The organism is Chondrinema litorale (assembly GCF_026250525.1).
Classification (GTDB): domain Bacteria; phylum Bacteroidota; class Bacteroidia; order Cytophagales; family Flammeovirgaceae; genus Chondrinema; species Chondrinema litorale.
In genome coordinates, this window is the sequence record NZ_CP111043.1 from 4,552,548 (window position 1) to 4,577,981 (window position 25,434).

Genomic DNA, 25,434 nt, shown 5'->3' on the forward strand with positions numbered 1-25,434 from the left:
CAATTGTTATCTATTCTCTATAATCCAAAACTGCTAAATAAATACAGGTTTTTGATAAAAAAATTTATAATTCTTTTCAGTATTCCTTTTTTTGCCGAAATAAGCTTCTCAATTGAACCTGTTTTAATTTGTAAATAACAGTAGAGAGGAAAAAAGCCATCATTGAATGTAAGTGAATGATTCATCAGATATTAAGTATTGTACCTTTTCCATTATTCCCATTGGCTTCTGGTGGGCAAAAAAAGACATATGGTTTGTTAGCTGCTTTGGCTAAGCAAAACAAGATTAATGTGGTAACCCCAGAAGGAGAAACTCCCAAAATGGAAACTAAGCCACATTTATTCAATGTCTTAGGAGATATTTTACCCGCATCATTTCTTAGGTATATTCATCCAGAGCCATTAGATAAATTAATTAAACTAGCTAGTACGTCTGATGTAATTACTGTAGAACAGCCATTTTATGGATTAATGGCAAATGTGATAGCCAGTAATGCTAAAAAGAAATTTGTAATTCACGCACATAATATCGAGCATCTTAGGTTTAAATCTCTCCATAAAAGCTGGTGGGCTATACTTAAACTTTACGAAGCTTGGGTTTTTAAAAAAGCGGCTGCGGTTTTTTTTATTACTGAACAAGATAGAGCCGAAGCCATTTCCATCTACAAACTAAGTCCAACTAAATGCTTTGTTTCTCCTTATGGGGTGTATTTACCAGAGAGTAAATTAAACATCGATTCAATTTTTGAGGCCTATCAAATCTCTAAAACGCATAAAGTTTTCTTGTTTTTTGGTGTGTTGAGTTACGAACCTAACCAACAGGCTTTGCAAAATATTATAGACAATGTGTTACCGCAGCTCAATCAAACAAATTTAGATTTCACCATACTTGTTTGTGGTAAAGGTTTGCCAGCTAATATGAAGCTACATTTTGAAAAGAATGGCAATTTAAAATATGCAGGCTTTGTTGAAGACATAGATGCTGTAATTGAGCAATGCGATTTAGTTCTAAATCCAGTGCTTACTGGTGGAGGAGTTAAAACAAAAGTGCTTGAAGCTATTGCGATGAATAAAACTGTGGTTTCAACCAAAACCGGTGCAGTAGGTATTGATAAAACTGTTTGTGCAGAGAAGCTGCTGATAACTGATGACGATAACTGGCAAGCATTTACAAATTTATGTTTGCAGGCGGTTGAATCTAAAAAAGATACGCCAGAGAAGTTCTATAAAACTTACTCATGGGATGCCATTGCAGAAAAATATATGAAAGATTTAAAGACGGTTGTGTGAAATTACCTCCATTTCTGCAATGTCAACTCAGTCTTGAAAGTGGAGTCATTTATATAAAGTTCTTCTTCTTTAAGCATCAGAAATCCATCGTTGTTAGATTCTTGTATGTAGAAACTACCACCGGGAATGCTATAATCTTTAATTAAAAAGTTCTCCTGCTCATTATTACTATAGATATAAATTACCTTTCCATTGGGGTGCAATGTCCAGTTGCCCTTTAACAAAAGCTTATCTCTTTTATATATCTGGAAAGTTTCATCTTGAAAAGAATATCTGAGTTGCTCGTTTTGTAAATCTGAAGCTTCTATTACAGAATCGTGATGCACCTTTTTAGCGTTTTGAATTTTAAGAAGATTTAATACTTCATAATATTCATCTTCTATCACTGCTGATTCATTTACATACCAATCTTTAGATCTTAGTTTTAGCAGTTTATTATTCCAGTCGTCTAGGTTATAGACTATTCTTTTGAATGAAATTTCTCTTTTATCATTTTGGCTCCATGTTACTGTATTGATGCGCTCATCTGAAAGTTGAGAAAGATAAAAGGTGTTATAACTAGTTCCGGTTAATTCATCAATGGTAATTACAAATGTATCGCCCACTTTAGAGAGGTTCCAATAATGCGAGCTTGAATTTTGATATCTATTATTCCTATAGCTTTGTACTAAACAAGTATAACCTAATCGGTTATCGCCACTCCAACCAGTATCGGCTCTTTTGTTATAAAAAAATTCTATTTCGTAGCGAAAGCTATCGACCTCAAACTCCCAGTAATTACTAAGCAGGAAAAACTTTAATTCGGCAGCAGTGCTTTCTACTTTGTAATTAGGTAAAGGAAAGTATTTCGCATAGAAGGTACTGTTCTCATCTTTTAAAGCATGATACTTTAATATAAGACTGTCTTTCTCCAATTTTAAAATTTCATACTTTTTCTCAGTTTCATCATCTTCTGGTAATGTGAAAATATTTTCATTTAGAGATGAAGTTTTCATCCTTTCATCATAGTCACCAAACACATTATGGAAGTTAAGGTAATTGTCTTTCTCAAAAGAAATGATAGAATGAGTAACACCTACACTTTTTAAGCTGCCTTGAACACTATCTTCTTCTACATAAACTGGTAGCCAAGTTTGATAAAGAAAATGCTTTTTGGAACAAGCAAGACAGATTACTAGAAATAGAAAGAATAATGATTTTCTTAGCATTAGAAGTTTCGATTATTTGATCTCACCTTCAACACGATTAATTCCATCTAATTGAAAAATGTAATCTCGTGTTATTTCATCTCTAAATTCTAATAATGCTTTAAAATTAGATTCTTCGTCAATTAAAAATTGTCTTATAGACTCAGTATTAGGGTCAAGTGTAATAGTTGCATTGATACTTGTGGAAATTGTATCGAGACGGGCGAGGAGTAAACTATCGTCTCCAGTTTGGTTATAGATATATAACTGTACCGATCTTAGAAAGCGCCAATTAGCAGTAGAAAGCGATTCGTCATCCGAAAAGTTGATAATAGTTAAATAGACTTCTTCAGGAATGACTTTTTCAATATCTCTTTGCGCTAAATTAAAAGTATCTAGTTTAAGCAATAGGTTGTCATATCTTAATGTATCTGTGTCTGAGTACCAAAGCTCAGTACCTTCAATCACTTCAATTCCTTCAGAATTAGAAGTTAAAAAAAAAGCTGCTTGTAAGTCTGAGGTAAAATCAATCTTGTCTAAATCGTGACTGCTACAGGCGAAAAAAAGTAGAAGTGTTGTAATAATTAAGAATCCGTATTTTAATATTTGCTTCATCAGGTTGAATCTTATTAAAATCTAATGTTAAGTCTTGAAAAAAAAATCCTTTCGGCAAAAGAAACAAAATTTGTATTAATTAATTTTCAATCGGAAAATAAACAGATATTTATTATCTAAGCAAAACAAACATTAATAGGGATACACTCCATGAGAATTATCAAAAATATACTGCTGCTATTATTTTTTTTCATTTTGTTAGCCTGTTTAGGTGGCTACTTTTGGTTGCAAACGCAGAAGCCAAAATACAATGGAGAAGTTAAATATTATGGGTTGAATGAAGATGTAGAAGTAAAGTTTGATGAATTTGGCGTGCCTCATATCTATGCTTCTTCGAGAACAGATGCTTTTAAAGCTCTGGGCTATGTACATGCACAAGAAAGGCTATTTCAAATGGAGATGTTAAGAAGAGTGGGAGCAGGCAGACTTTCTGAGATATTGGGTAAAGACTTTCTAGAAATTGATAAGTTTTTTAGAACACTCGGCATAGAAGAACATGCCAAAACAAGTGTAGAAGAGCTTTATAAAACCAAAGGTGAACATTTACAACTGGCAGAAGCATATCTGGATGGCATCAATACATATATCGAAAATGGACCGACTCCGCTAGAGTTTTACATTATTGGTATTCCTAAAGAAGCTTATACTTTAACCGATGTACATAACAGCATTGGCTATATGGCATTCAGTTTTGCACAGGCTTTTAAAACAGAGCCATTGATTGAAAAGATTTCCAAGAAATATGGGAAGGATTATGTAAAAGACTTGGTAATTAATTGGGATAAAGATGCGGCAACCATTCCAGTATATTTTAAAGATAATGGAATTAAGGTGGACTCTATGCCTGCTATTGAATATGCAGATTCGCTTGAATTAATGGAATCTGTAACCGAAACAATTACTACACTTTTAGATGGTGTTCCTGTACCTCCTTTTCTTGGCAGTAATAGTTGGGTTGTTGCCCCACGAAAAACAGAAAATGGCAAAGTGATTATGGCAAACGATACGCATATCGCATTCTCGCAACCATCTGTTTGGTATGAAGCGCACATTCAAACACCAGACTTTAAATACTATGGAAATTTCTTGGCAGGTTTTCCTTATGCTTTAGTCGGGCACAGCGACCACCATGCGATTGGGCTAACCATGTTTGAAAATGATGATATTGATCTGTATTATGAAAAATTAAATCTTGATGATGAAAGCCAGTATTTAGCAGATAGCAATTGGTTAGAATTTAAAGTGAGGCAAGAAGAAATAAAAGTGAAAGATGGAGCTGCTGTAGCATTTGAAGTGAAGGAAACCAGACATGGACCAATAGTAAATGAAGTTTTGCCTGAGTTAGGTAATGAAAAGTCAGTGAGTGCTTGGTGGGTTTATACTAAAGTGAATGCAATTATTTTAGAGGCTGCTTATAATTTGATGTTTGCCGATGATATTTCAATTGCAAGAAAGGGAGCTTCTCAAATTCACGGACCGGGATTAAATGTGATGTATGGAGATGTTAATGGAAATATAGCTTGGTGGGCTTCTGCCAAATTACCGATTAGGCCTAAACATGTAAATCCTAAATTTATTTTGGATGGCGCTTCTGGAAAAGATGATGCACTTGGTTTCTATAATTTTGATATGAATCCGCAATCTGAAAATCCACCTTCTGGCTATGTATATTCGGCAAACAATCAGCCGGATTCTGTAAAAGGAGTTTACCATTATGGTTACTATATTCCAGAAGACAGAGCTGTAAGAATTATGGAAATGCTGGATAAAGAAGACAGTTGGAATGTAGCCAAGATGAAAACCATGATTTTGGATGATGTTTCACCAGTTTATCCCAAAATTGCCCAAGAGATAGTTTCTGTGGTAGAAAGTACAGCGAATAATCTCAATGCAACCGAAAGAGCTTGTATAGATCTATTAGAAAAATGGGATGGAAGCCATGCCCAAGCAGATATTGCACCAACAGTTTTTCATCATGTATTCTATAAAACATTAGCCTTTGCAATGAAAGACGAACTAGGTGAAAAAGATTTTGATACTTATCTGAAAACATTTATTTCAAGAAGAACCAATGCACTTTTAATCGCCAATGATACTTCTATCTGGTGGGATGATATTAATACTGAAAAGATGCAAGAAAGCCGAAATTATGTATTAATTCACGCTTTTAAAGAAGCGATTACAGAGCTTGAAACACAATTGGGCAGTGATATGAATGAGTGGCAATGGAGCAAAGTACATAGTATAGAACACGCGCATGCTTTGGGTAAAGTAGAAGCGCTAAGAGGAATCTTTAATGTAGGTCCTTATCCTATAGCAGGAGGAACTGAGGTAATTAATAATCAAGGGTTTATATGGAATGAAAGTGGCAAGTATGAAGTTACTTGGGGACCTGCAATGCGAAGAATAATAGATTACTCCGATTATGAAAATAGTATTAGTGTTTTGCCAACTGGCCAGTCGGGGAATGTGTTAAGCCCGCATTATAGCGATCAGGCAGAAATGTATGTAAATGGAGAATTCCGTAAGCAAAAAATGAATCGAGAAGAAATAGTACAAACCAGTACTGGTACTTTGTATCTCAGAAAAGATTAAAACACCCGCCAAATGGCGAGGTGCTTCTTGGGTATTACTTACTTTCTAGCCGTTCTCTAAGAGACAGTAATTCTCTTTCAAGTTCACTTTTTTGCCTAATCATTTCTTCTTGGGTGGCATTTAGCTCTTCTTGGTTTTGGCGCATTTCTTCTTCTTGAGCACGAAGTTCTTCGGCTTGTGTTTGAGCCTGCTCAAGTAGTCTCTTGGTTTTGTTATTTATTTTGATACTTAATATCGTGGCTGCAATATCAGCAGAAAGCATTTCAAGAAAATCTTTTGTGCTGTTGTTTATTTCTTCTAAGAAAGCAATTTCTAAAATTCCACAAACTTCATCATTATGTATAAGTGGAATAATTAGTAAAGTTTTTGGTTCTGAATGCCCTAAACCTGTACTAATTTCAAAGTGGCCATCTGGTACTTTTTTAAGGTAAATAGGCGCTTTTTCTAACCAACACTGACCAACTAATCCTTCGCCCTTGTGAACTCTTTTATCGAGATATTTTAACCTGCCCATGGCATAAGTAGCTGCCAAGTTCAAATATTCATCACTTCCTTCTTCTTCAATTATAAAAAATGCTGCCTGACTCGCATTTACATATTTGATAATCTCACTTAAAACTCTTTGCAAAATATCTTCTATATCCTCATCATTTATTCTCAGAAGATTATTGATGAGTGTATAACCATTGTTTTGCCATTTTCTGTTTTTTTCGTCTTCAGCTACATTTTTGAGCTTATTTTGCATTTCTACCAAGGCTTTTCCAAGTTCATCATGATCACTAGCAAGTGTATAGTTTTCTTCAAAATTGCCTTCTCCAACATTGCTTGCAAATTTGGTGGCTTGTGTCATGGTATTATTTAAAAGGTTGGCTGTTTTTAATAATTGGCCAATTTCATCTGTACGAGCTTCATCATATTTTACTTCTGTGAGTATACCTTCTGAAAGTGAGCTTAATTCCGCAGTTAATCTCTTTAAAGGTTTAATCATGCTTTCAGAAACCAGAAAAAGTAGTCGTGCTAGAATCACTATGGTTATAATAAAAAATATCGTAGTGAAGTAATCTAGTTTGTTTTGCTTCTCTCTGTTAGCAAGCACATAATTTCTAACTAGCTTATTATTTTTAGAAAGCATTTCCTGAGCATTGTTTTCAATGTAACTAAGTGCACTTAAAACTAGCGGGTTCATATCTTGTATGGTCGTAGTTTCAGTATGGCTAATACCTGCCTCGTCAATCGAAGTGTTGGTTGTTATTTTGTCTACAAAAAGCGGTTTTTCAGCTATAATTAAAGCTTTTTCTTTATAGTTTTTCCAGAATGCCTCCACTTCGTTTAGTGTAGAAATAATTTGCTTAGGCGAGGCAGGTAGTGTTCTTTCTGTATCGACTCCGGGAGCTGCACCACCAAACTTAAGGGCATCAATGGAAGTATTGTGTAATTCTATAATGGAGTGTAATTCCTTTCTGTACTCTTCTTTACCATCTATAATCATCTCTGCATACAAAGCGATCTTTTGCGATAGCATTCTATTTCTACCGGCTACATCTACAATAAGGGCATCTTCTTTAGCCAGATTTCTGCAATACTGTATAGATAGATAGTTCGCTGTAAACAGAGCTAACATTAATGAAAACCCAAGAAGAAATTTCCTCTGAATATTCAGATTTTTCAAATAATTAACTGAAAATCTTGATAGCATAATAATCTTGTTAGATACAAAAAATACCTGGTTAATCAGTTTGAAATTTGTTGGCAAAATAGAGGAGGTGTAATACTGTCTCTATGAGATTTGATTCAGAAAAATAAATTGATAAATAAAAAAATCAAATCTGATATAGATGTAACTTACAATTGGTATTTTTTGTATTTGGGAAGGGATAAAAAAAGGAAGCATTGTTTAAAGTAATTATTTATACAATGCTTCCCGAGGAGTTTATAGAGCTTATTTTGCTTTGTTTTTATTCATTGCACCTACAATATCGAAAAATGCATTTCCATTGCCCTCACCAATTACCATTGGTAAAGTACCATCCCATTTTTCAATAGCTTGTAACTCAAGAATATCATTATTTACCGACTCTTTTAATAATCTTTGAGATTCAGCTTGCGCTTTTGCTATAGCCAGATTTGCATTTGCTTCACCTTCTGCTTTTGCCAGTGCTTGTTGTGCTTCTGTTTGAATTCTATTTAAGTCATTTTTAGCCGTTAATGCTAGTTGTTCGGCAATCTGTTTCTTTTCAATGGCCTTATTAAATTCTTCAGTAAAGTTGAAGTCGATAATCGAAAAGTCGGTTACGATTATATTGTTCTTTTCTAGTCGATCTTTAATGCTAGCGAAAACGTCTTGTTTTACATCTGGTCTCTTTGTAATGAGTTCTTCAGCGGTGTAGGCAGCCGTAGCAGATTTGATAGATTCTTGTATGGCAGGTTCTATAATGGTAACTCTGTAATCTAGCCCTAACTCTTGAAAAATAGTATTTGCTTTTTCTTTAGAGAGGAAAAAGTTTAAAGCTACTTTAGATGTTACATTTTGCAAATCTTTAGAAGAAGCTGTGGCATCTGCTTCAATCTTTTGTACCCGCACATTTATAGGAATAATCTTGGTAGATACCGGATTTATCAAATGAATTCCTTCAGAAAGTATATCACCTTGTACTGCGCCAAATTTTGTAATTACTCCTACATTTCCGGGGTTTACAATATAGAAAGTAGAAAACAACAGAAAAACTATAAGTACAGCTGAGGATATGGCTGTAATTTTACCAAAGGTGTTGCCAAAAAACTTTTTAGGAAAAGAAGGCATCTTTTTGTTCAAATTCAACTTAGGCTCCATATTTTCTTATTTAGAGTGAATGTTTGCCCTATATGTAGTTGAACCCGAAAAAAAATTACACTACATCAAATTAAAATTATCTGCATCTAAATGAGCCGGAAATTTTTTGCGGTATTTTTCAAGTCTTTCAGCAGATAATGTAATGGTGGCAATATCTTCTTCATTTTCCATGTCAAGTATCTTCTTGCCATAAAAATCTACTACTTGCGAATCTCCTTGGTAAGGAATGTTTTTGCCATCTTCTCCACATCGATTTAAGCCAGCAACATAACACAGGTTTTCAACTGCTCTAGCAGGTAGTAAAGCATTCCAAGCGCTTTCTCTTGCAGCCGGCCAATTGGCTACATACAATAGTAAATCGTATTGATTATTTAAGTTTCTGCTCCAAACCGGAAAACGTAGATCATAACAGATGAGCGGGCAAATTTTCCAACCTTTAAGCTCTACTACATTTTTGGTTGAACCAGCAGAAAAGGTTAGCTCTTCTTTTGCCATTCTAAATAAATGGCGTTTATCGTAATAGCTATAATTGCCATCTGGCTGCATCCAAATAAGTCTATTATAATACTTACCATCTTCAACTGCGATAAAGCTCCCGCAAATTACAGCTTTGGTTTGTGCTGCCATTTGTTTCATCCATTTGGTAGTGGTAAGGTTCATCGGTTCGGCTAGTGCTTTAGCATTCATGCTAAAGCCTGTATTAAACATTTCTGGCAATAAAATCAGATCTGTATCCTCTGTAATTTCCCAGATTTTTTCTTCCAGATTACTTAGGTTGGCTTGTATATTTTCCCAGTATAATTCAGTTTGAATTAAAGATATTTTTAAATCTTCCATTGTTATAGCTGTTTTTATAATTCAAAAAATCTATGTTGAAACACTCAATTATATGCTATTTTTTGTAAGCAAATTTTTTTATGTTTCTCTTTTGACAAATTGAATGAATAAAGCTGAAAGTTGTTAGTTTATTTATATATAATCTTTGGACAATTTTTTGAAAAGGTTATAGAAACAAATACAAAACCCGACCTAGTTTTCAAATTATGAAGTCAAACAGATATACAGCCACTGTTCAAATTATTATCTTACTAGCACTTTTCTCATTAGAAGTATTTGCACAAAAAACTCCAGAAGCTCCAGACTATAGTGACAAATTTTATTGGGCAGCATTACCAACTAAAAAAGACTGGGCAGATTATGTACCTGAAGAATCAAACTTTAAGGATAATCAAGATATAGCCGAGGCGGATGTTTTCTTTATTCACCCAACTACAGCATTGAGTTTAAGCACAGTAAAAAATGCTAGATTAGATGCAAAGCGCTTTAACCACCGAACAGATTTTGTAATGCTTAATCAGGCGAGTGTATTTAATGGTTCTTGCAGAGTGTATGCGCCAAGGTACAGGCAAGTTTCATTAATTACTTTTATCAAAAAATATAAAAATAAGAGACGTACAAAGGTTTTTAATGTAGCCTATAGCGATGTTAAACAAGCATTTGAATATTATCTAGAGCATTACAATAATGGCAGGCCTATTATTATTGCTGGGCATAGCCAAGGGAGTTATCACGGTATCAGATTAATACAAGAGTTCTTTGAAGGCAAACCATTATACGATCAGCTAGTAGCGGCTTATTTGATTGGAAATGCATCTACACAACCGATTAAGAAATTTAAAGAATATAAGAGTGTAACAGCAGCACAGAGCGAAACAGATACTGGCTGTGTAATTAGTTGGAATACTTATAAGAAAAATGGCAGAAAATATCCTTTTTATGTAAAGAATGATTTGTGTTTTGCGGGTGAATATGGCAACGAGTTTTACACAAATAGGGATGAAAATATGGTAGTAATTAATCCGCTTAATTGGAAGACAGACGATAGCTATGCTGAAAGTAAACTGAACATTGGATCTACGCCGTTTGTGAGAAAGCCCGAGAAGTTTAAAAAGATTAATGAGTCGCTAACAGATGCACAATTGGTAAATGGTGTATTAAGAGTTACCAAGCCGATAGAGCCTAAGTACAGGTTCCCATTTTCTGGAGATTACCATGTGTATGACTACAATATTTTTTATACAAACATTAGAGAAAATGTAGCTTTACGTTTAGATGCTTTTCAAAAAAAGTATGAAACTCGTGTAAATCCTGTTGGCAATAATTAATTATGCATTCTTAAACAGACTGTATATTAAAGTTCATAAGAGACTAATTTGAAGACCTGTAAAGTTCCCTTTTATTCACTAGATAAAATCCATCAGCAATGTGGTCTAGCTTTAGAAAAAGCTTTTAAAGATTCCCTTACGCAAAACTGGTTTGTGCTAGGTGAAAAGCTTAAAACATTCGAAAAGGAGTTTAGTGAATATTTAGGATGTGAGTATACAAGTGGAGTTGCGAATGGTTTGGAGGCTTTACAAATTTCTCTAATGGCTTTAGGCATTGGTACTGGTGATGAAGTACTGGTTCCGGCGCATACCTTTTCTGCTAGTTTTATTGCTGTTATTCAAACAGGAGCCAAGCCTGTTCCTGTTGATGTGGATGCACTTACTTGTAATCTTTCTTTAAAGAAATGTAAGGGGTTAATCAATTCCAGAACCAAGGCAATTATGCCAGTTCATTTATATGGAAACCCTTGTAAGATGGACGAACTATTGAGCTTGGCAAATGAACATAATTTATGGGTGATAGAAGACAACGCACAAGCTGTTGGTGCAAGTTACAATGCTAAGAAAACAGGAACCTTTGGGCATATAAACGCTTGTAGTTTTTATCCATCTAAAACGATTGGTGCTTTAGGTGATGCAGGTGCAATTACTACAGAAGATAGCAAACTGTTTGAAAAAGTCGAGAGACTTAGAAACTATGGAACTAAGCTAAAGTATGAATGTGATGAAGTTGGTTTAAACTCGAGAATGGATGAATTACAAGCTGCTTTTCTATCTGTAAAATTACCATATCTCGATAGCTGGAATAATGTAAGAAATAAGGTTGCTGCAAATTACAATCAAGCATTTGTAGATATTGATGAAATTCAAATTCCTGCTATTACTCAAAACTCAAACTCAGTCTATCACCTTTATACAATTCTTACAAGTGAGAGAGAGCAGTTAAATACATTTTTAAACGAAGCAGGAATTCAAACAGGAATACATTATCCTAAACCACCACATTTGCAAAAGGCTTTTCAAAATTTAGCTAATCAGCAAGGAGATTTTCCAGTAACTGAAAAGATTAGTACAACTACTTTGAGTTTGCCGATCTATCCCGGCTTATCATCGGACGATCAGCAATATGTAATTGATAAGGTGAAAGCTTTCTTTCAAGAAAAGGGGAAATAGACTTTTTTGATCAATTCTTCATATTCTGATTGGGGATTGCTAAAAGCTGTAATGCCACCACCGCTTTTAAAAATCAATCCATTATCAGTTTGCTCAATAAAGCGAATCATTACTGCACTATCCAGATGTTGACCATCGAAAATGCCGCAGGTTCCTGTATAAAAACCGCGATCGTAAATTTCTGCTTCTTTGATAATTTCAAGCGTTTTCTTTTTGGGAGCACCAGAGATTGAACCTGCGGGCAGCAATTTTCCAATAATAGAACCAATCTTTTCTGGATAATCTGAGGGAAGATTGCCACTTATCTGAGAACTCACTTGTAGAATATCTCCTTTGTTTGTTTCAAGCGTATCTATATACCTAAAGGAATCAACTTTTACATTGCTTGCAACCATGCTTAAATCATTCCTTATTAAATCGACTATGGTTGTATGCTCAGCCATTTCCTTTTGATCATTAATAATCACTTGTTCTGCATTGTGGATTTCGGCAGAGATAGTCCCTTTCATCGGGTTAGAGTAAATCTTACCATGCTCAATTCTTACAAAAGTTTCGGGAGAGAAAACCACAAACTGATTTTTAAACCAGACTTTGTATTTGGCTTTGCTCATTTTAAAAATCTCAAGCAAGCTCAGGTTGGTTGAGATTTTTGTTGGAAAGGTAAGATTTACCAAAAAAGAGTTTCCAAGCAGTAGGTTCTTCTTAACATGCTTAAAAGCTTGAAGGTAAGTATCAAAATCGACAGGTGAAATATTTAACTCTGGCTTCTTATAAAAGCTTTTGTCGAGATACTCAGTATTGTTTATTCCATTGATATTGTATAGTAGGTTTGCAGAATTTATAACTGATAGCGGAAGAACCTCGGCTTCTTTGCCATAGAAATCAATCATAAAAAAGAAGGGGACTTTTTCTTGCCCCCATATATTCATTTTTTTAACTGCTTGTTGCAGCGTCATTATTCGAATTGGCTAAGTGAACAATCAGTGATATAATTATGTAGATAACCACAATCACGGGTAAAGCAATGAACTGCAAAAATATCAAAAGCAAAATAGAACCAATAAGAAATAAATAGCGAACCTTGTTTTCAGCAAAACCAAACTTCTTAAATTTTAATGAGAACAAAGGCAATTCAACTACCATTGCGATTGATAAAAATACCGAAATAATTAGATACACCGGTGCAGTTAAGTAAGCTTCTAAATTCGGACTTTGTTGAAAAATTAATGGCAAAGAGCCAATAAAGAGTGCACTTGCCGGAGTTGGCACACCCAAAAATGAATCTGATTGTCTGGTATCTATATTAAACTTGGCCAGTCTCCATGCAGAAGCCAAAGCAATTAGCAAGGTAATGTACCTTAAAGGTGATTCAGGTTCTGGATAAAGGTTAAATAAAATCATGGCAGGGGCGAGGCCGAAAGTGACCATGTCTGCTAGTGAGTCTAACTCTTTACCCATTGGTGAACTTACTTTGAGCATTCTTGCTGCAAATCCATCTGAAAAGTCTAGCAAAGCAGCTATGGCAATTAGCCAAGAAGCCAGAGTATAGTTACCAGAATATATTTGATGGATAGCTAGTATACCACACAGTAAGTTACCTAGCGTAATATAATTGGGGATGTTTTTTTTAATCATTTATTTGATGTAAAATCTTTCAATTGATTTAGTGAAACAACTTAATTGATCAGGTCTCTATAAGAAAATTCCTTTTTTCTTGAGTTTATTTTCTGTGAACTTAGATTCGAAATGAACACTGTCTGAGTATTGGTAATACTTTATCAATTCATTTGCTAAATCAAACTCTGCAATAAAAGGTGACGATCCATCTTCAACTGAATTTTCAAGTAGAAAAAAAGTTTGATTATCTATCCAAAATGCAGACTCAACAGTTAATGAAGGGCCATTAAAAGCAACACGCGTTACAGTTTCTTTTTCAATGTCAACCAAATTAATTTCTTGATCTGGTGAAAATACTGCATTGCCGTTTTCTTCTTGCCAGTAGTAGCTGTCTATATCCAAATACCTCTTTTTGTCAGGAGAATAGATTAAGAAATCATTATAGATTTCTTTGAAGCTTTCATCAAAAGTTCCTGCTACAGTACCTTCAATGTCTCTTATCGTATCTAGGTTTTGAAATTGAAATTTGGCAAGATCAAAAGAGGCATCCAGAGTTTGGTAGTACTCAGTCCATTCTTTTAACCTTTCGTTTTCTATATTCTTAAAATCGACTTTTTCATCTACAGAAACTTCATTTTCCCTTTTCTGCAAATTTTCATCTTGTTCTTTAACACAGGCAAATGTGAGCATTGCTAAAGAAAGAGGAAGCAATAAATGTTTTTTCAGCATGGTTATCTTCCAGTAAATAATTAGTTGTATAACTAATTTACTCTACAAAAGGGATTATGTTTTTTTTCGAAGCCAATTGTTGTTTCATCACCATGCCCACAGTATACTGTTACATCGTCTGGTAATTGGTACATCACGTTGCGAATACTATCCATTAACTGACTGTGGTTACCACCAGGCAAGTCTGTTCTACCTACACTCATTCTAAATAGCACATCTCCATTTATACAGAATTTTTCTTCTTTGTGGTAATAGGCGAGGTGCCCCGGAGCATGCCCTGGTACATAAAGAATTTCTAAAGAGGTGTTTCCAAACTCAATGGTTTTCTCTTCTCTTTTAATTAAAACATCTGGCTCTTGCGGTTGATAAGCAGGAAAACCCCACATCGGTGCATACGCAGGAACAGATCTTAAAACCTCTAATTCATTTTCAGGTATGTAAATAGGTACATCGTATGCTTTCTTCATTGCATAGTTGCCCAATACATGATCTATATGGCAATGTGTGTTTACAATTTTTTCAACTTTTAAGTTATTTTCTTCAATGTAATTTTTAATGTCTTCCTCTTCAACTTTCTGATAACATCCTGGGTCTATAATTATGCAGGATTTACTTTCGTCGGAAAGAATGTAGGTGTTTTCGCCGAATCCACCATTAGTAAAAAATTTTATTGTTACCATTATAGAATTTCAATTACTTAATTTGCTTAGATTTCCAAATCTCAAGGATTCATAAGCAAAAAACAAATGAAATGAAGATAGACTATCTGATTGTAGGACAAGGAATTGCAGGAACGATACTTTCATATAACTTACTTAAAGCAGGTAAAACTGTAAGGGTAATTGAAAACGATAAAAGGAAAAGTTCTTCGCGAGTAGCAGCAGGGATTTTTAATCCGATTACAGGTAGAAAAATGGTGAAGAGTTGGTATGCCGATACGCTATTTCCTGCTTTACAAGAGTTTTACCCAGAGTTTGAAGCATATACAGGTGAAAATTTTTTTCATCAGATGGATATGTTTATTCCTTTTGATTCGCAGGAAAAACAAAACACATGGATGGCAAATTCTGCTGAAGATGAGTATGCAACTTACATCAGAGGATTTAGTAAAACTTTATACAAAAATGAGCTCCATGCCGATTTTGGAGGAATGATTATAAAGGGTTCTGGTTATGTGGATATACCACTAATGTTGGATAGCTACAGAAAAAAGATTGCAAATCTGGGCTTCTATATTAATGATGAGTTTAATTACGATGATCTTAAGCTGATCGAAGATGGAGTTGAATGGAAAGGAATAGAAGCAGAAAAGATATTTTTTTGTGATGGAGTAGGAAGTGCATCTGGTAATCCATTTTTTAATTGGTTGGCTTTCAGGCCAGTAAAAGGAGAATTGCTAAAAGTTAAGTTCGAAAAAAATATTTTTGAACATGCTATAAACCGAGGTTGTTGGATTTTACCCCAGCCAGACGGTACAAGTAAAGTAGGAGCGACTTATAATAATAGAGAGCTTGATTACGAAGTAACAGAGGATGCAAGAAATATGCTCTTAGACAAAATGGAACAGCTTACTCATTTACCTTATCAAGTAGTAGGTCAGCTAACTGGCATAAGACCAGCTACTTATGATAGGCGACCATTTGTAGGTTTGCATCCAGTTTATGAGCAATTAGGAGTGTTTAATGGTTTGGGTGCAAAGGGAATTTCATTAGCTCCATACTTTGCAAAGCATTTTACAGAGGTACTTCTTTCGGGGTTTCCACTAATGGGATTAGTGGATATTAGCCGTGTAATACGGAAATATAATATAAAAAATGATGTGCTTACAAAACTTTAAAAACGATGAAAGTGTTTCTGAAATGAAAATCAAGCGAAAACCTTACATTAAGGCCTTATTTATCAAAAACTAGCAGAGATTATATAGGAAAGATTGTTTGTATATTAGATCAAGCTTTTTAGCATTTTTTGGTATTTTATTTTTTTCCGTTTTATAATCCAATCCATCCCTATGGGAAAACCAAATGTATCCGATAAGAGAAATTACAGTATTTATTACAGTTCGCAATATATGATTAACAAAACTTTTACCCTTTGCCTTATCACCATTTGTTTTCTTTCGATCTTTTCGTTGGAAACCTCTGCTCAGTTTAGGCAGAATCACTTCGGTAAAAACAGGGTACAATATAAAAGAATGGAGTGGAACTACATTTCTACTACCAACTTTGATATCTATTTTTACGATGGTGGCTACGATCTTGCCAAATTGGCGGCAGAATATGCCGAAAAAGATTTTGATAGAATTACAGACTTGGTTGGTTTCTCGCCATACAATAAAACAAAGATCCTTATTTATAATTCAATCATCGATTTGCAACAAAGTAATATTGGTGTTTATGATCAAGGATACGATGTAGGTGGACAAACCAATTTTGTGAGATCAGAAATTGAATTAGCTTTTACAGGAAGCAAAGCCAACTTTAAAAACGAGCTGGCTTTAGGTATCTCAGATATTTTAATTTTTGAGATGATGTATGGCGGTAATTTGAAAGAGATTTTTCAAAACTCATATCTTTTAAACTTGCCAGAGTGGTTTATGGCTGGTGCTGCTACTTACATTGCCGAAGGTTGGAGTGTGGATATGGATGACTACTTGCGCGATGCACTCAGCAAGAAGAAAATGAAAAAAATCACCAACCTAGAAGGCGAAGATGCCAAACTTATTGGTCAATCAATCTGGAATTACATAGCTGAAGAGTACGGCAAATCCAACATTGCGAATGTGTTGAACTTAACTAGAATTGTAAGAAATGAAGAGCAAAGCATTCAGCAAACTTTAGGCATCCCATTTAAAACTTTTATAAAAGGTTGGAAAGCTTATTACGATAAACAATTCAATAGTATTAAAGAAGGTCACGAAAGACCAGAAGACGAGCAGCTGCTTGGTAAAAATAAAAGAGAAAAAATTTACCATCAATTAAAGCTTAGCCCAGATGGTAGATATTTAGCATATACAGAGAATATAAGAGGCAGATATAAAGTAAAATTACTTAATATAGAAAAGAACAAAGAGACTGTAGTTTTAAAAGGTGGTTACAAACTAATTAACCAGAAAGTAGATGAAGAAATGCCTTTGATCTCGTGGAGAGATAGGAATGAGTTGGGTATTTTCGCTGCAAAAAATGGTAAAGTATTTCTCCGCTTTTACGAGTTAAAGAAAAGTGGTAATAAGAGAAGAGAGAAAAGAACTTTTAGAAGTTTTAGCAATATTAAATCTTTTGACATCTCTTCTGATGGAAACTATATGACGCTAAGTGCTGAATGGAGAGGTAAAAACAACCTTTATATTTATAACTATAGAGAAAGAAAGCTTACACAAGTTACTAATGATCCATTCGATTATTTGGATGCTAGTTATTTGCCGGGTAAAGACAGAAAAATAGTTTTCTCTTCTAACAGACCAGACGATTCTATTTCGGTAATTAAGTCGGTTAAAGAAGAAGAAATTACGAATAACTTCAATATTTTCCTTTACGATCCTGAAAATCCGAACACCCTTTCGAGGCTTACCAATACATTAAGTAAAGATGTGATGCCTAAGGCAATTAGCGAAAAAGAGGTGCTTTTCTTAAGTGACCAGCGAGGTATTTCGCAGATGTATAAGTACGATATGGAAGATAGTGTTTCTATACAGCTCACAAATTACCAGACCAGTATAAAAACCTATGATGTAAGAAAGAATGACATGTTTGCGGTAATGCTTTATAAATCTAATGAACATATCATTCACGATAAAAACTTTCAAGATGATGTTTCAACTTTTACAGGAAAGACTTACAGACAGCAAATTTTTGATTTAAGAAACCTGCAAGAGTTAAAGCGTAAGCGTCAGGAAGAAGAGAGAGCTAAAAAGCTGAAAGAAGAAAAAGAGCGCAAAGAAAAAGAAGAAGCCAAGATGTTGAAGCGCATTCAAGAAAGAGCAAAAGCTATTCAAGATAGCATTAACAAGATAAACAGCTTAGAAGTTGTAGACTCTACCATGCTTGAAGTACAAGATTCACTAGAGCAAAAACTCGAAAACTTAACAGATACTTTGCAAAACGAAGAGTTACAAGAGATACCTGTTAAAGAAGATTCGATAACACATGACGATGAAATTGAGCAAATTGTAAGCAATGCTACAGACTCAACAGAAACGGAAGTAGATACAGACGATTATCAGTTTGATACCTTCTCTAAAGGCAAGCGAAAAAGCTTCTTAGACAAGTACCGAACCAAGATAGAAGAACAACAAGAGGAAGAAAAAGAAGAGTTTAAGATAACCCGATCGTTGCCTTACGAAAAGCAGTTTGCTGCCGATAATTTTGTTACTTCTGTAAAAATTGACCCGCAAAGAGGTTGGGGACTTCTATTTGAAGTTGCTATGACAGACGTACTGGAAAACCATAAAATTAACGCTGGTATTTTCTATGTTACTAACCTGAATAATAGTAACCTTTTTGCAGAGTATGAATACCTAAAAACCAGACTAGATTATCGTGCTAGATTCGAGAGAAGAAATCTGGAAGTTCCTACAGAGTCTGCCACAGAAAAATACAATATGAACTTATTCCAAGGTTCTGTTTCATATCCTTTTAACATAACCAGTAGAATTAGTTTTGAGCCATTTTTCGCTACTACCAGATTTACAACTACAGATATTAACTTGTTAAGTGAGCCTGATGTAGTAACAAACTATACTGGTTTTAACTCCGAATTTATTTACGATAACAGTATAATTACTGGTGTAAACATGATGGAAGGAACCAGACTTAAAATAAAATATGAAAACTATATAGGTCTGGGTGAAAATGGTAAAAACAAAAGCTTCGGGCAATTTTATATAGATTTTAGAAATTACCAGAAAATACACCGTTCACTCATCTTTGCTACTCGAGTAGCTTATGGGCAATTTACCGGACAAGCTAAGAAAGAATATTTGCTCGGTGGTGTAGATAACTGGCTGTTTAATAAGTTTGATACAGATGTGGGAGAGGTTGTACAAGAGAACAGTGATAGAATGTTTATCAACTTTGCAACCAGTATGAGAGGTTTTAAATACAACAAGCTTTCTGGTAACAATGTAATTTTGGTAAATGCCGAGTTAAGATTTCCACTACTTAAATATTTCTATAAAGGAACCATTACTTCTAACTTCTTTAGAAACTTACAGTTAGTTGGCTTTACAGATGTTGGTTCTGCTTGGACGGGTGTTAGTCCATTTAACAGAGAGAATGCGCTAAATACCGAAGTAATTGAAAGTGTTAACTCTGAGGGTGGTTTTATAGCAACTGTAAAGAACTTTAAGAATCCATTCCTGATTGGTTATGGTGCTGGTATCAGAACTATGTTGCTAGGTTATTACACTAAGTTTGATGTTGCTTGGGGTATAGAAGACGATTCTAGACAAGATCCAATGTTCTATTTTACACTAGGACACGATTTTTAAAATATTGCTTTAAATAATCATTCAATAATCCTTCTCATATTTTTGGGAAGGATTATTTTTTTGCTAGAAAATCTATGCAGAACTGTTGGAGTAGCGGAAAGTATTCGAAGAAATCGCTTTTTAATTGATCGTAATTTTTGATAAGTGTTTCAGAAGCTTTGTTCATGTTAGAAATACTTCCAGTACGCTTATATAAGCCATTCAAACTTTTTTGTAAACCTCCTATAGTTGGGTACCTCAATAACCAATTATCATTTTTCATATAGGGAAAAAAGGTCCTCACCTTTTCAGGGAAAAACTGCTCATTTTCATCAAAGGTTTTGTAAGCCAGTTTAGTGAATTTTTCGAGCGAATGTTCTTGATGAAAATCTTTCCAGTAGGCGGCAAGAAAATGATCGTACATCATGTCTATTACAACAGGAGAGAATCTACCTTGCTCGGGTCGTATTGTTCTGATACTTTGTTTTACAATAGGGTGAGTATCTGTAAAAGTATCTATTTGCCTGTGCATTATAATTCCCAACTGAATCTTTTCGGGGTAGTTTTGGTAAGCTTTTCCTTTTACAAAGTCTGCTATAAAATTACCCACCATTAATGGTTCAGAAGGATAAGCCAGGAAAATATGTGCTAAAAAATTCATTACTCTTCTCCTTTTCCTGACTTTAAAATTTATAAATAAATGTCGAAATACTATTAACCAATTTCGTAAGTTTTCTCCACCATTCTCATTATAGAAGTTTCACTGTTATAGTTTTTAACTTCATCTAATGGAACCCATTTTAACTCTTTAGATTCGTGATTAATTACCAAAGGCTCGTCTATATCAGCTTCAAAAATAAAACGTACATCGTAATGCTTATGAGCTGGCACATCTTTGTAAGCTGGAATGTCATGTACATCAATGTCAAAAATCTCTTCTCCAAAGCTTATTAAAGTGGTTAAACCGGTTTCTTCTTCCACTTCTTTTTGTGCAACTGCTAGCACATCTGGGTTACCATCTGTATGGCCGCCGGGTTGTAGCCATTTATCTAACTTGGTATGGTGTAACATTAACACATGTTGGTGGTCATAATCTAATATCCAAGCAGAAGCCGTTACCTGACCTTTTAAATTACTTCTTAAGAAACAATTTTCATGATTAATTACAAAGCCTAAAATGTTGCTAAGCATTTTATCCTCATGTGCATTGTAAGCTTCGTAAGTATTTAACTGCTCTATAAGTGTTTCTCTGGTTGCTTTATTTTCCATATCTCTTAATTCTATAGGCTAATAGTTATCAATAGCCGATTTCATTGCTTCAATAATGCTTTCTTTTAGGCTGGTAGGTTCTAGTACTTTTATATCTGCGCCAAAACTGAGAATTACATTTCGAAGCTCAAAGTTAGAAATTAACAACAGCTCTATTCTAAATTCATCGTTATTATCTACAAGAATTTTTTGTGAAGTGTGTAGAGGTTGCGATTTTAAATAATTTCCTCTTTGTGGAGAAAATGATAAAACAACTTTTTCTGGCTTTCTATCTAGTGTGGTAACTCCAAGGCAATTCTTAAAATATGCATTGGCATTAAAACCAACTTTATCTGCTTCTTTGTATTCTTCTTCTAAAGTTGTAACCGCAGTAATTCTATCTATACCAAAAGTTCTTACTTCGTTATAGCCTTCTACATAGCCGGTTAAATACCAGAAATGTTGAAATTCTTTAATAATATAAGGATGAATAGTGTATTGCTTTTCAGCTTCAGAATTGAACTTTTTGTAATGTACCAGTACAACTTTTTGGTCTGCAATTGCCTGTATTAATTGGCTCAACATTTCGCTACCTTTAAAATAGGGCGATTTATCTAGCTGAATAAAATTGCTTACTGGTTTGAGGTTTTTTCCAAAGTTTCTGGTAATCTCTAATCCGTCAAGCACTTTATCTACTGCATCAGAAAATTCGGAGAATATAGGCATTGCTTTAAAGTCTTCTAGAAAGCTTTCTACAAATCCTAATGCAACCAAGTTTTCATCTGAAAGATTAACTGACAAAAGTTTAAAAGAAGACTCTGTATAATGGTATCCTTTCATTCTTTTGCTGTATTCTATTGGTGCATCAAACTCTAGACGCATAGCATTAATGTCTTTTTCAATTGTAGAAACAGACCTTACACCGAACTTTTCTTCACAGGCTTCAAGTAATTCTTGCTTACTAGGGTAGGGCTTTCTTTTATCACGGAGCATCTGGTCTATAAGCAGGTATCTGAAAAAGGCTAATTTGCTACTTGGCATGGATGAAAAATATTATAAATATTAGTTATGAATTTGGTTGAAATATAGGCATTTGAACAAAGATATTTTTTATATTCAGATTACATAAAAAATAATTTTTCTTTTTTGTAACCAATTTGTTTTTAAGATTGTCAAAGAGATGAAATCAATTTAGCAAAATAAACACAGTCCAATGGAAGATTTAATCGCTATTGTAGCAATAGTATCAACATTTGGTAGCCTCTTTGGAATAATTTATATCATTTTTATGACTAGGCATCGAGAGCGTATGGCCATGATCGAAAGTGGTGTAGAGGCAGATTTGTTAACTTCAACAAAAAGAAGGAAAAACAAAAGAGAAGGGATGTTAAAGTATGGTATTATTGCTATTGGAGTTAGTATTGGTTTATTAATAGGGGAGTTTCTATACACTTTTACAAGAATGACAGAAGAAGTTGCCTATTTCTCTATGGTGTTTCTTTGTGGAGGAATTAGCATGCTGATATATTATAACCAAGCCAGAAAAATTGAAGCAAAAAGTAAAGCTGATGCCTTTCTTGATGATGATTTTAGTTGAACAATCTTTAATTCAATTAATTTTATTGATGCTGTAAAAACATAATAAAATCTTTATTTTTTGCTAAAAAACAGAAAGTCCTCCAAATCAGAGGACTTTTTTTAATCTTTTTAAACAAAATGGATACTGGAATTTTTATTACTTATAAATCATTTATTATCTAGTTTCATCTTAAATGAATGTATTGTAATTTACTACAATAGAAACATCATTTTTTTAGCTGAGTAAAGTTTACATGGATAGGTTAATCAGGGTAAAAAGGAAAAAAAGCAGTTTGCTTGTAGACAGGTGGATGTGGAGATTAGCATGGAATGATGCTAGAAAAAATTTACCAAGACTTATCTGGTTTATTTCTTCAATTGTAATAGGTATAGCCGCACTGGTAGCCATTCATTCTTTTAACTACAATCTTAGAAAAGATATAGACAATCAGGCAAAAGCTCTGCTTGGGGCAGACCTAGTGCTTTACAGTGATAATGATTTTCGTGGAGAAGATTATGGTTTCTTAGATTCTTTATCTCAGGAACAAGCAAGTGATGCGCGTTTTTCTTCAATGGTAACATTTCCGCACAATGGAGAAAGCCGAATAGCACAAGTAGTAGCTGTAGAAGGTGATTATCCTTTTTATGGTGAAATGTTAACCATACCTTCAACCGCCTTAGATAGTTTCCGGGTTAATGGAGAAGCTTTGCTAGATGATAATATGGCATTTGAGTACGAAGTCTCCACAGGAGATACACTTCAAATTGGCAAGCTTAAATTAAAAGTAGCTGGCATTGTTACCAAAATTCCCGGGAATGTGAAAATTGCTGGCACATTTGCTCCTTCCGTTTATATTCCACTAGATAGTTTAGCCGCAACCAATCTATTAGGCAAAGGCAGTAGAATTAGCTATAGAAAGTATTTTAAAAATACAGAAACTAGTAGCGCAGAAGACTTGCTTGGTAAACTTCGGGCAGTGATTAACAAAAATGGCTTGGGCTACGAGACAGTCGCATACAGAAAAGAGAGCTTGGGCAGTGGTTTCGAAAATCTGAATAGGTTTTTTAACCTTTTGGGTTTTGTTGCTTTAATTCTTGGTTCTGCTGGTGTGGCTAGTTCTGTACATATTTACAGTAAAGAAAAAATAAAAACTGTAGCTATTTTAAGATGTTTAGGTGCATCTGGCAGTGCTGGTTTTAAAGTTTTTTTTCTTCAAATTGCGATACTTGGTTTTTTAGGAAGTTTACTAGGTGCATTAGGAGGGCATTACATTCAATTACTAATTCCATTGGTATTACAAGATTTTTTACCAGTAGCATTAGAGTTTAAAGTTTCTTGGCTAGCACTTACCGAAGGCGTATTAATTGGATTTATTATTACCATGTTATTTGCTTGGTTGCCGCTAGTAAGTATTAGGTTTATACCTCCACTTGCTGTTTTAAGAAACAATGTAGAAAGTATATCTGGCAAGGGAAGAGCTAAAATAAAGGTGATTTTTTTAATTATACTTTTTAGTTGGCTATTTGCTTTATTGCAAACCCGAGATTTTAAGATTGGTACTTATTTTTATCTCTCATTCTTACTAAGTATTGGTCTTTTTGGTTTGGTTGGGTTTATAATCGTAACTGCCATCCGTAAATTTTTCCCATATAGAGCCCACTTTATTTTTAGGCAAAGTTTGGCAAACCTGTTCAGGCCAAATAACCAGACAATTATACTTATGTTGGTAATTGGTTTGGGTGCTTTCTTAATTTCTACCATCAGCATTGTACAAAATGGAATATTACAGCAAATCGGTAAAATTTCAGATGAAACAAAATCGAATATGGTTTTGTACGATGTACAGCCAGATCAGAAAGAAGACGTTGTTCAGATGATAGATGATTTTGGACTTACAAAAAACAAAGAAGTACCAATTGTTTTGCTTAGGTTGCACAAAGTAAATGGGCAGTCAATTTCTGAACTAAAGTCAGAAGATACTGAGGTAGACATACCAGATTGGTTATTGTATATGGAGCATTTGGCTACCTACAGAGAAGAATTAATTGATTCTGAAACCATTGTACAAGGTTCTTTGCTCGATAGTGTAAGAAGTAAGAATGATACTGTATTTATTTCTGTAACAGAAACCATTGCCGAACAGCTCCAATTGGAATTGGGAGACGAAGTAATCTTTAATGTTCAAGGTCTTGCAATTCAAACTTTTATTGGAAGTATTAGAAAAGTTGAATGGCAACAGCTACATACCAATTTTGCATTTTTATTTCCAGTTGGCGTGTTGGAAGAAACACCACATTTTTATGCGTTGCTTTTACATGCACCATCAACCTTTATTAATGCTAGGTTTAAACAAAGATTAGCCGAAAAAGCGCCAAATATATCTACGGTCGATCTGTCTCTCATGCTTAGAACTTTAGACGAAGTGATGAACAAAGTCGCATTTGCACTCAAGTTTATGGCGATGTTTTGTATAGTAACTGGACTTATGGTATTGGCAGGATCAGTAGTAAATAGCAAGTTTATGAAGATAAAAGAAAATACTTTGCTGCGAACCATTGGAGCCTTGCAAAAGCAGTTATTGAGCATTGCTATACTAGAATATGCCTATCTTGGTTTCTTTGCTGGAATTAGTGGTATTTTATTATCGTTACTGGCAAGCTGGGCACTCACTATTTATTTTTTAGATTTAGTTTTTATTCCGGTTGTGCCTGAATTGCTTATAATTCTATTTACTATAATTTGTTTAACAGTTTTAGTTGGCAGTTTAAATTTACGAGAAATTCTGAAACGATCTCCATTAGAGGTTTTGCGAAAAGATTTTTAAGCTAGAACAATGAGTCAGACTAAGCCCATGTATTGATAAAACTGTATAGAAGAGCTGCTTGTGGAGAAGACTTTTTTAGTAATAATATTCTAACTTGGTTAACAGATGAAATTATTGAA

At 34.3% G+C, this 25,434-nt stretch carries 20 protein-coding genes; 8 read left to right on the plus strand and 12 right to left on the minus strand.

The features are described from left to right. Positions 1–176: 176 nt before the first annotated feature. Positions 177–1,289: a glycosyltransferase family 4 protein gene (locus OQ292_RS18830; RefSeq protein ID WP_284683693.1), complete on the plus strand. Its 1,113-nt coding sequence runs from the start codon at positions 177–179 to the stop codon at positions 1,287–1,289. Positions 1,290–1,291: 2 nt separating this feature from the next. On the opposite strand, the gene OQ292_RS18835 is transcribed toward OQ292_RS18830, so the two are convergent. Together OQ292_RS18835 and OQ292_RS18840 are read right to left on the minus strand one after the other, a co-directional pair. Then, the gene (locus OQ292_RS18835; protein WP_284683694.1) at positions 1,292–2,497 is read right to left on the minus strand and encodes a hypothetical protein; all 1,206 of its coding nucleotides are present in this window, start codon (positions 2,495–2,497) and stop codon (positions 1,292–1,294) included. A gap of 12 nt (positions 2,498–2,509) precedes the next feature. Beyond that, a complete protein-coding gene (locus tag OQ292_RS18840; RefSeq protein WP_284683695.1) occupies positions 2,510–3,091 on the minus strand; it encodes a hypothetical protein in 582 nt (193 codons plus the stop codon). Between the two features lie 150 nt (positions 3,092–3,241). On the opposite strand from OQ292_RS18840, the gene OQ292_RS18845 reads away from it, so the two are divergent. Further along, on the plus strand, positions 3,242–5,686 hold the full coding sequence (locus OQ292_RS18845; RefSeq protein ID WP_284683696.1) for a penicillin acylase family protein: 2,445 nt from the start codon (positions 3,242–3,244) through the stop codon (positions 5,684–5,686). Between the two features lie 34 nt (positions 5,687–5,720). Here the strand turns inward: OQ292_RS18845 and OQ292_RS18850 are convergent, their stop codons facing one another. From OQ292_RS18850 to OQ292_RS18860, 3 genes are all read right to left on the minus strand, one after another. Continuing rightward, the gene (locus OQ292_RS18850) at positions 5,721–7,382 is read right to left on the minus strand and encodes a GAF domain-containing protein (RefSeq protein WP_284683697.1); all 1,662 of its coding nucleotides are present in this window, start codon (positions 7,380–7,382) and stop codon (positions 5,721–5,723) included. Between the two features lie 243 nt (positions 7,383–7,625). Then, entirely contained in the window at positions 7,626–8,516 is an 891-nt protein-coding gene (locus OQ292_RS18855) for a prohibitin family protein (protein ID WP_284683698.1), read from the minus strand. A gap of 60 nt (positions 8,517–8,576) precedes the next feature. Further along, on the minus strand, positions 8,577–9,353 hold the full coding sequence (locus OQ292_RS18860) for an amidohydrolase (RefSeq protein ID WP_284683699.1): 777 nt from the start codon (positions 9,351–9,353) through the stop codon (positions 8,577–8,579). Between the two features lie 206 nt (positions 9,354–9,559). Between OQ292_RS18860 and OQ292_RS18865 the strand changes: the two genes are divergently transcribed. Together OQ292_RS18865 and OQ292_RS18870 are read left to right on the plus strand one after the other, a co-directional pair. After that, positions 9,560–10,681 carry a DUF3089 domain-containing protein gene (locus tag OQ292_RS18865; protein ID WP_284683700.1) on the plus strand — a complete coding sequence of 374 codons (1,122 nt, stop codon included), beginning with the start codon at positions 9,560–9,562 and terminating at the stop codon, positions 10,679–10,681. A 48-nt stretch (positions 10,682–10,729) separates the two neighbouring features. Continuing rightward, positions 10,730–11,854 carry a DegT/DnrJ/EryC1/StrS family aminotransferase gene (locus tag OQ292_RS18870; protein ID WP_284683701.1) on the plus strand — a complete coding sequence of 375 codons (1,125 nt, stop codon included), beginning with the start codon at positions 10,730–10,732 and terminating at the stop codon, positions 11,852–11,854. Here the strand turns inward: OQ292_RS18870 and OQ292_RS18875 are convergent. The 4 genes from OQ292_RS18875 to OQ292_RS18890 are packed head-to-tail and all read right to left on the minus strand — an operon-like array spanning position 11,836 to position 14,880. Beyond that, positions 11,836–12,810 (minus strand): aminodeoxychorismate synthase component I, encoded by a 975-nt coding sequence (locus tag OQ292_RS18875; protein ID WP_284683702.1) that lies wholly within the window; start codon positions 12,808–12,810, stop codon positions 11,836–11,838. The two genes, OQ292_RS18870 and OQ292_RS18875, sit on opposite strands and share 19 nt — an antisense overlap. After that, positions 12,788–13,489 carry a CDP-diacylglycerol--serine O-phosphatidyltransferase gene (gene pssA / locus OQ292_RS18880; protein WP_284683703.1) on the minus strand — a complete coding sequence of 234 codons (702 nt, stop codon included), beginning with the start codon at positions 13,487–13,489 and terminating at the stop codon, positions 12,788–12,790. Before pssA ends, OQ292_RS18875 begins: the two co-directional genes overlap by 23 nt. A 57-nt stretch (positions 13,490–13,546) precedes the next feature. After that, the gene (locus tag OQ292_RS18885) at positions 13,547–14,200 is read right to left on the minus strand and encodes a hypothetical protein (protein WP_284683704.1); all 654 of its coding nucleotides are present in this window, start codon (positions 14,198–14,200) and stop codon (positions 13,547–13,549) included. 32 nt (positions 14,201–14,232) lie between these two features. Next, positions 14,233–14,880 carry an MBL fold metallo-hydrolase gene (locus OQ292_RS18890; protein ID WP_284683705.1) on the minus strand — a complete coding sequence of 216 codons (648 nt, stop codon included), beginning with the start codon at positions 14,878–14,880 and terminating at the stop codon, positions 14,233–14,235. 71 nt (positions 14,881–14,951) lie between these two features. Between OQ292_RS18890 and OQ292_RS18895 the strand changes: the two genes are divergently transcribed. Both OQ292_RS18895 and OQ292_RS18900 read left to right on the plus strand, forming a co-directional pair. Next, positions 14,952–16,037, plus strand: a complete 1,086-nt coding sequence (locus tag OQ292_RS18895; protein WP_284683706.1) for an NAD(P)/FAD-dependent oxidoreductase — start codon at positions 14,952–14,954, stop codon at positions 16,035–16,037. A gap of 171 nt (positions 16,038–16,208) precedes the next feature. Further along, positions 16,209–19,685, plus strand: a complete 3,477-nt coding sequence (locus OQ292_RS18900; RefSeq protein WP_284683707.1) for a translocation protein TolB — start codon at positions 16,209–16,211, stop codon at positions 19,683–19,685. A 52-nt stretch (positions 19,686–19,737) separates the two neighbouring features. On the opposite strand, the gene OQ292_RS18905 is transcribed toward OQ292_RS18900, so the two are convergent. From OQ292_RS18905 to OQ292_RS18915, 3 genes are read right to left on the minus strand one after another with little or no spacing between them, the layout of a single operon-like run. After that, positions 19,738–20,325 (minus strand): acyl carrier protein phosphodiesterase, encoded by a 588-nt coding sequence (locus OQ292_RS18905; RefSeq protein ID WP_284683708.1) that lies wholly within the window; start codon positions 20,323–20,325, stop codon positions 19,738–19,740. 53 nt (positions 20,326–20,378) lie between these two features. After that, the gene (locus OQ292_RS18910; protein ID WP_284683709.1) at positions 20,379–20,933 is read right to left on the minus strand and encodes an NUDIX hydrolase; all 555 of its coding nucleotides are present in this window, start codon (positions 20,931–20,933) and stop codon (positions 20,379–20,381) included. A gap of 18 nt (positions 20,934–20,951) precedes the next feature. Beyond that, positions 20,952–21,953, minus strand: a complete 1,002-nt coding sequence (locus OQ292_RS18915) for a helix-turn-helix transcriptional regulator (RefSeq protein ID WP_284683710.1) — start codon at positions 21,951–21,953, stop codon at positions 20,952–20,954. Between the two features lie 172 nt (positions 21,954–22,125). Between OQ292_RS18915 and OQ292_RS18920 the strand changes: the two genes are divergently transcribed. Beyond that, entirely contained in the window at positions 22,126–22,509 is a 384-nt protein-coding gene (locus OQ292_RS18920) for a DUF6249 domain-containing protein (RefSeq protein ID WP_284683711.1), read from the plus strand. Positions 22,510–22,744: 235 nt separating this feature from the next. Next, positions 22,745–25,315 carry an ABC transporter permease gene (locus OQ292_RS18925; RefSeq protein ID WP_284683712.1) on the plus strand — a complete coding sequence of 857 codons (2,571 nt, stop codon included), beginning with the start codon at positions 22,745–22,747 and terminating at the stop codon, positions 25,313–25,315. Positions 25,316–25,434 lie beyond the last annotated feature (119 nt).

Coding starts and splice junctions, on each gene's coding strand:
- OQ292_RS18830 (WP_284683693.1), top strand. CDS start 177: ATGATTCATCAGATATTAAGTATTGTACCTTTTCCATTATTCCCATTG.
- OQ292_RS18835 (WP_284683694.1), bottom strand. CDS start 2,497: ATGCTAAGAAAATCATTATTCTTTCTATTTCTAGTAATCTGTCTTGCT.
- OQ292_RS18840 (WP_284683695.1), bottom strand. CDS start 3,091: ATGAAGCAAATATTAAAATACGGATTCTTAATTATTACAACACTTCTA.
- OQ292_RS18845 (WP_284683696.1), top strand. CDS start 3,242: ATGAGAATTATCAAAAATATACTGCTGCTATTATTTTTTTTCATTTTG.
- OQ292_RS18850 (WP_284683697.1), bottom strand. CDS start 7,382: ATGCTATCAAGATTTTCAGTTAATTATTTGAAAAATCTGAATATTCAG.
- OQ292_RS18855 (WP_284683698.1), bottom strand. CDS start 8,516: ATGGAGCCTAAGTTGAATTTGAACAAAAAGATGCCTTCTTTTCCTAAA.
- OQ292_RS18860 (WP_284683699.1), bottom strand. CDS start 9,353: ATGGAAGATTTAAAAATATCTTTAATTCAAACTGAATTATACTGGGAA.
- OQ292_RS18865 (WP_284683700.1), top strand. CDS start 9,560: ATGAAGTCAAACAGATATACAGCCACTGTTCAAATTATTATCTTACTA.
- OQ292_RS18875 (WP_284683702.1), bottom strand. CDS start 12,810: ATGACGCTGCAACAAGCAGTTAAAAAAATGAATATATGGGGGCAAGAA.
- pssA (WP_284683703.1), bottom strand. CDS start 13,489: ATGATTAAAAAAAACATCCCCAATTATATTACGCTAGGTAACTTACTG.
- OQ292_RS18885 (WP_284683704.1), bottom strand. CDS start 14,200: ATGCTGAAAAAACATTTATTGCTTCCTCTTTCTTTAGCAATGCTCACA.
- OQ292_RS18890 (WP_284683705.1), bottom strand. CDS start 14,880: ATGGTAACAATAAAATTTTTTACTAATGGTGGATTCGGCGAAAACACC.
- OQ292_RS18895 (WP_284683706.1), top strand. CDS start 14,952: ATGAAGATAGACTATCTGATTGTAGGACAAGGAATTGCAGGAACGATA.
- OQ292_RS18900 (WP_284683707.1), top strand. CDS start 16,209: ATGGGAAAACCAAATGTATCCGATAAGAGAAATTACAGTATTTATTAC.
- OQ292_RS18905 (WP_284683708.1), bottom strand. CDS start 20,325: ATGAATTTTTTAGCACATATTTTCCTGGCTTATCCTTCTGAACCATTA.
- OQ292_RS18910 (WP_284683709.1), bottom strand. CDS start 20,933: ATGGAAAATAAAGCAACCAGAGAAACACTTATAGAGCAGTTAAATACT.
- OQ292_RS18915 (WP_284683710.1), bottom strand. CDS start 21,953: ATGCCAAGTAGCAAATTAGCCTTTTTCAGATACCTGCTTATAGACCAG.
- OQ292_RS18920 (WP_284683711.1), top strand. CDS start 22,126: ATGGAAGATTTAATCGCTATTGTAGCAATAGTATCAACATTTGGTAGC.
- OQ292_RS18925 (WP_284683712.1), top strand. CDS start 22,745: ATGGATAGGTTAATCAGGGTAAAAAGGAAAAAAAGCAGTTTGCTTGTA.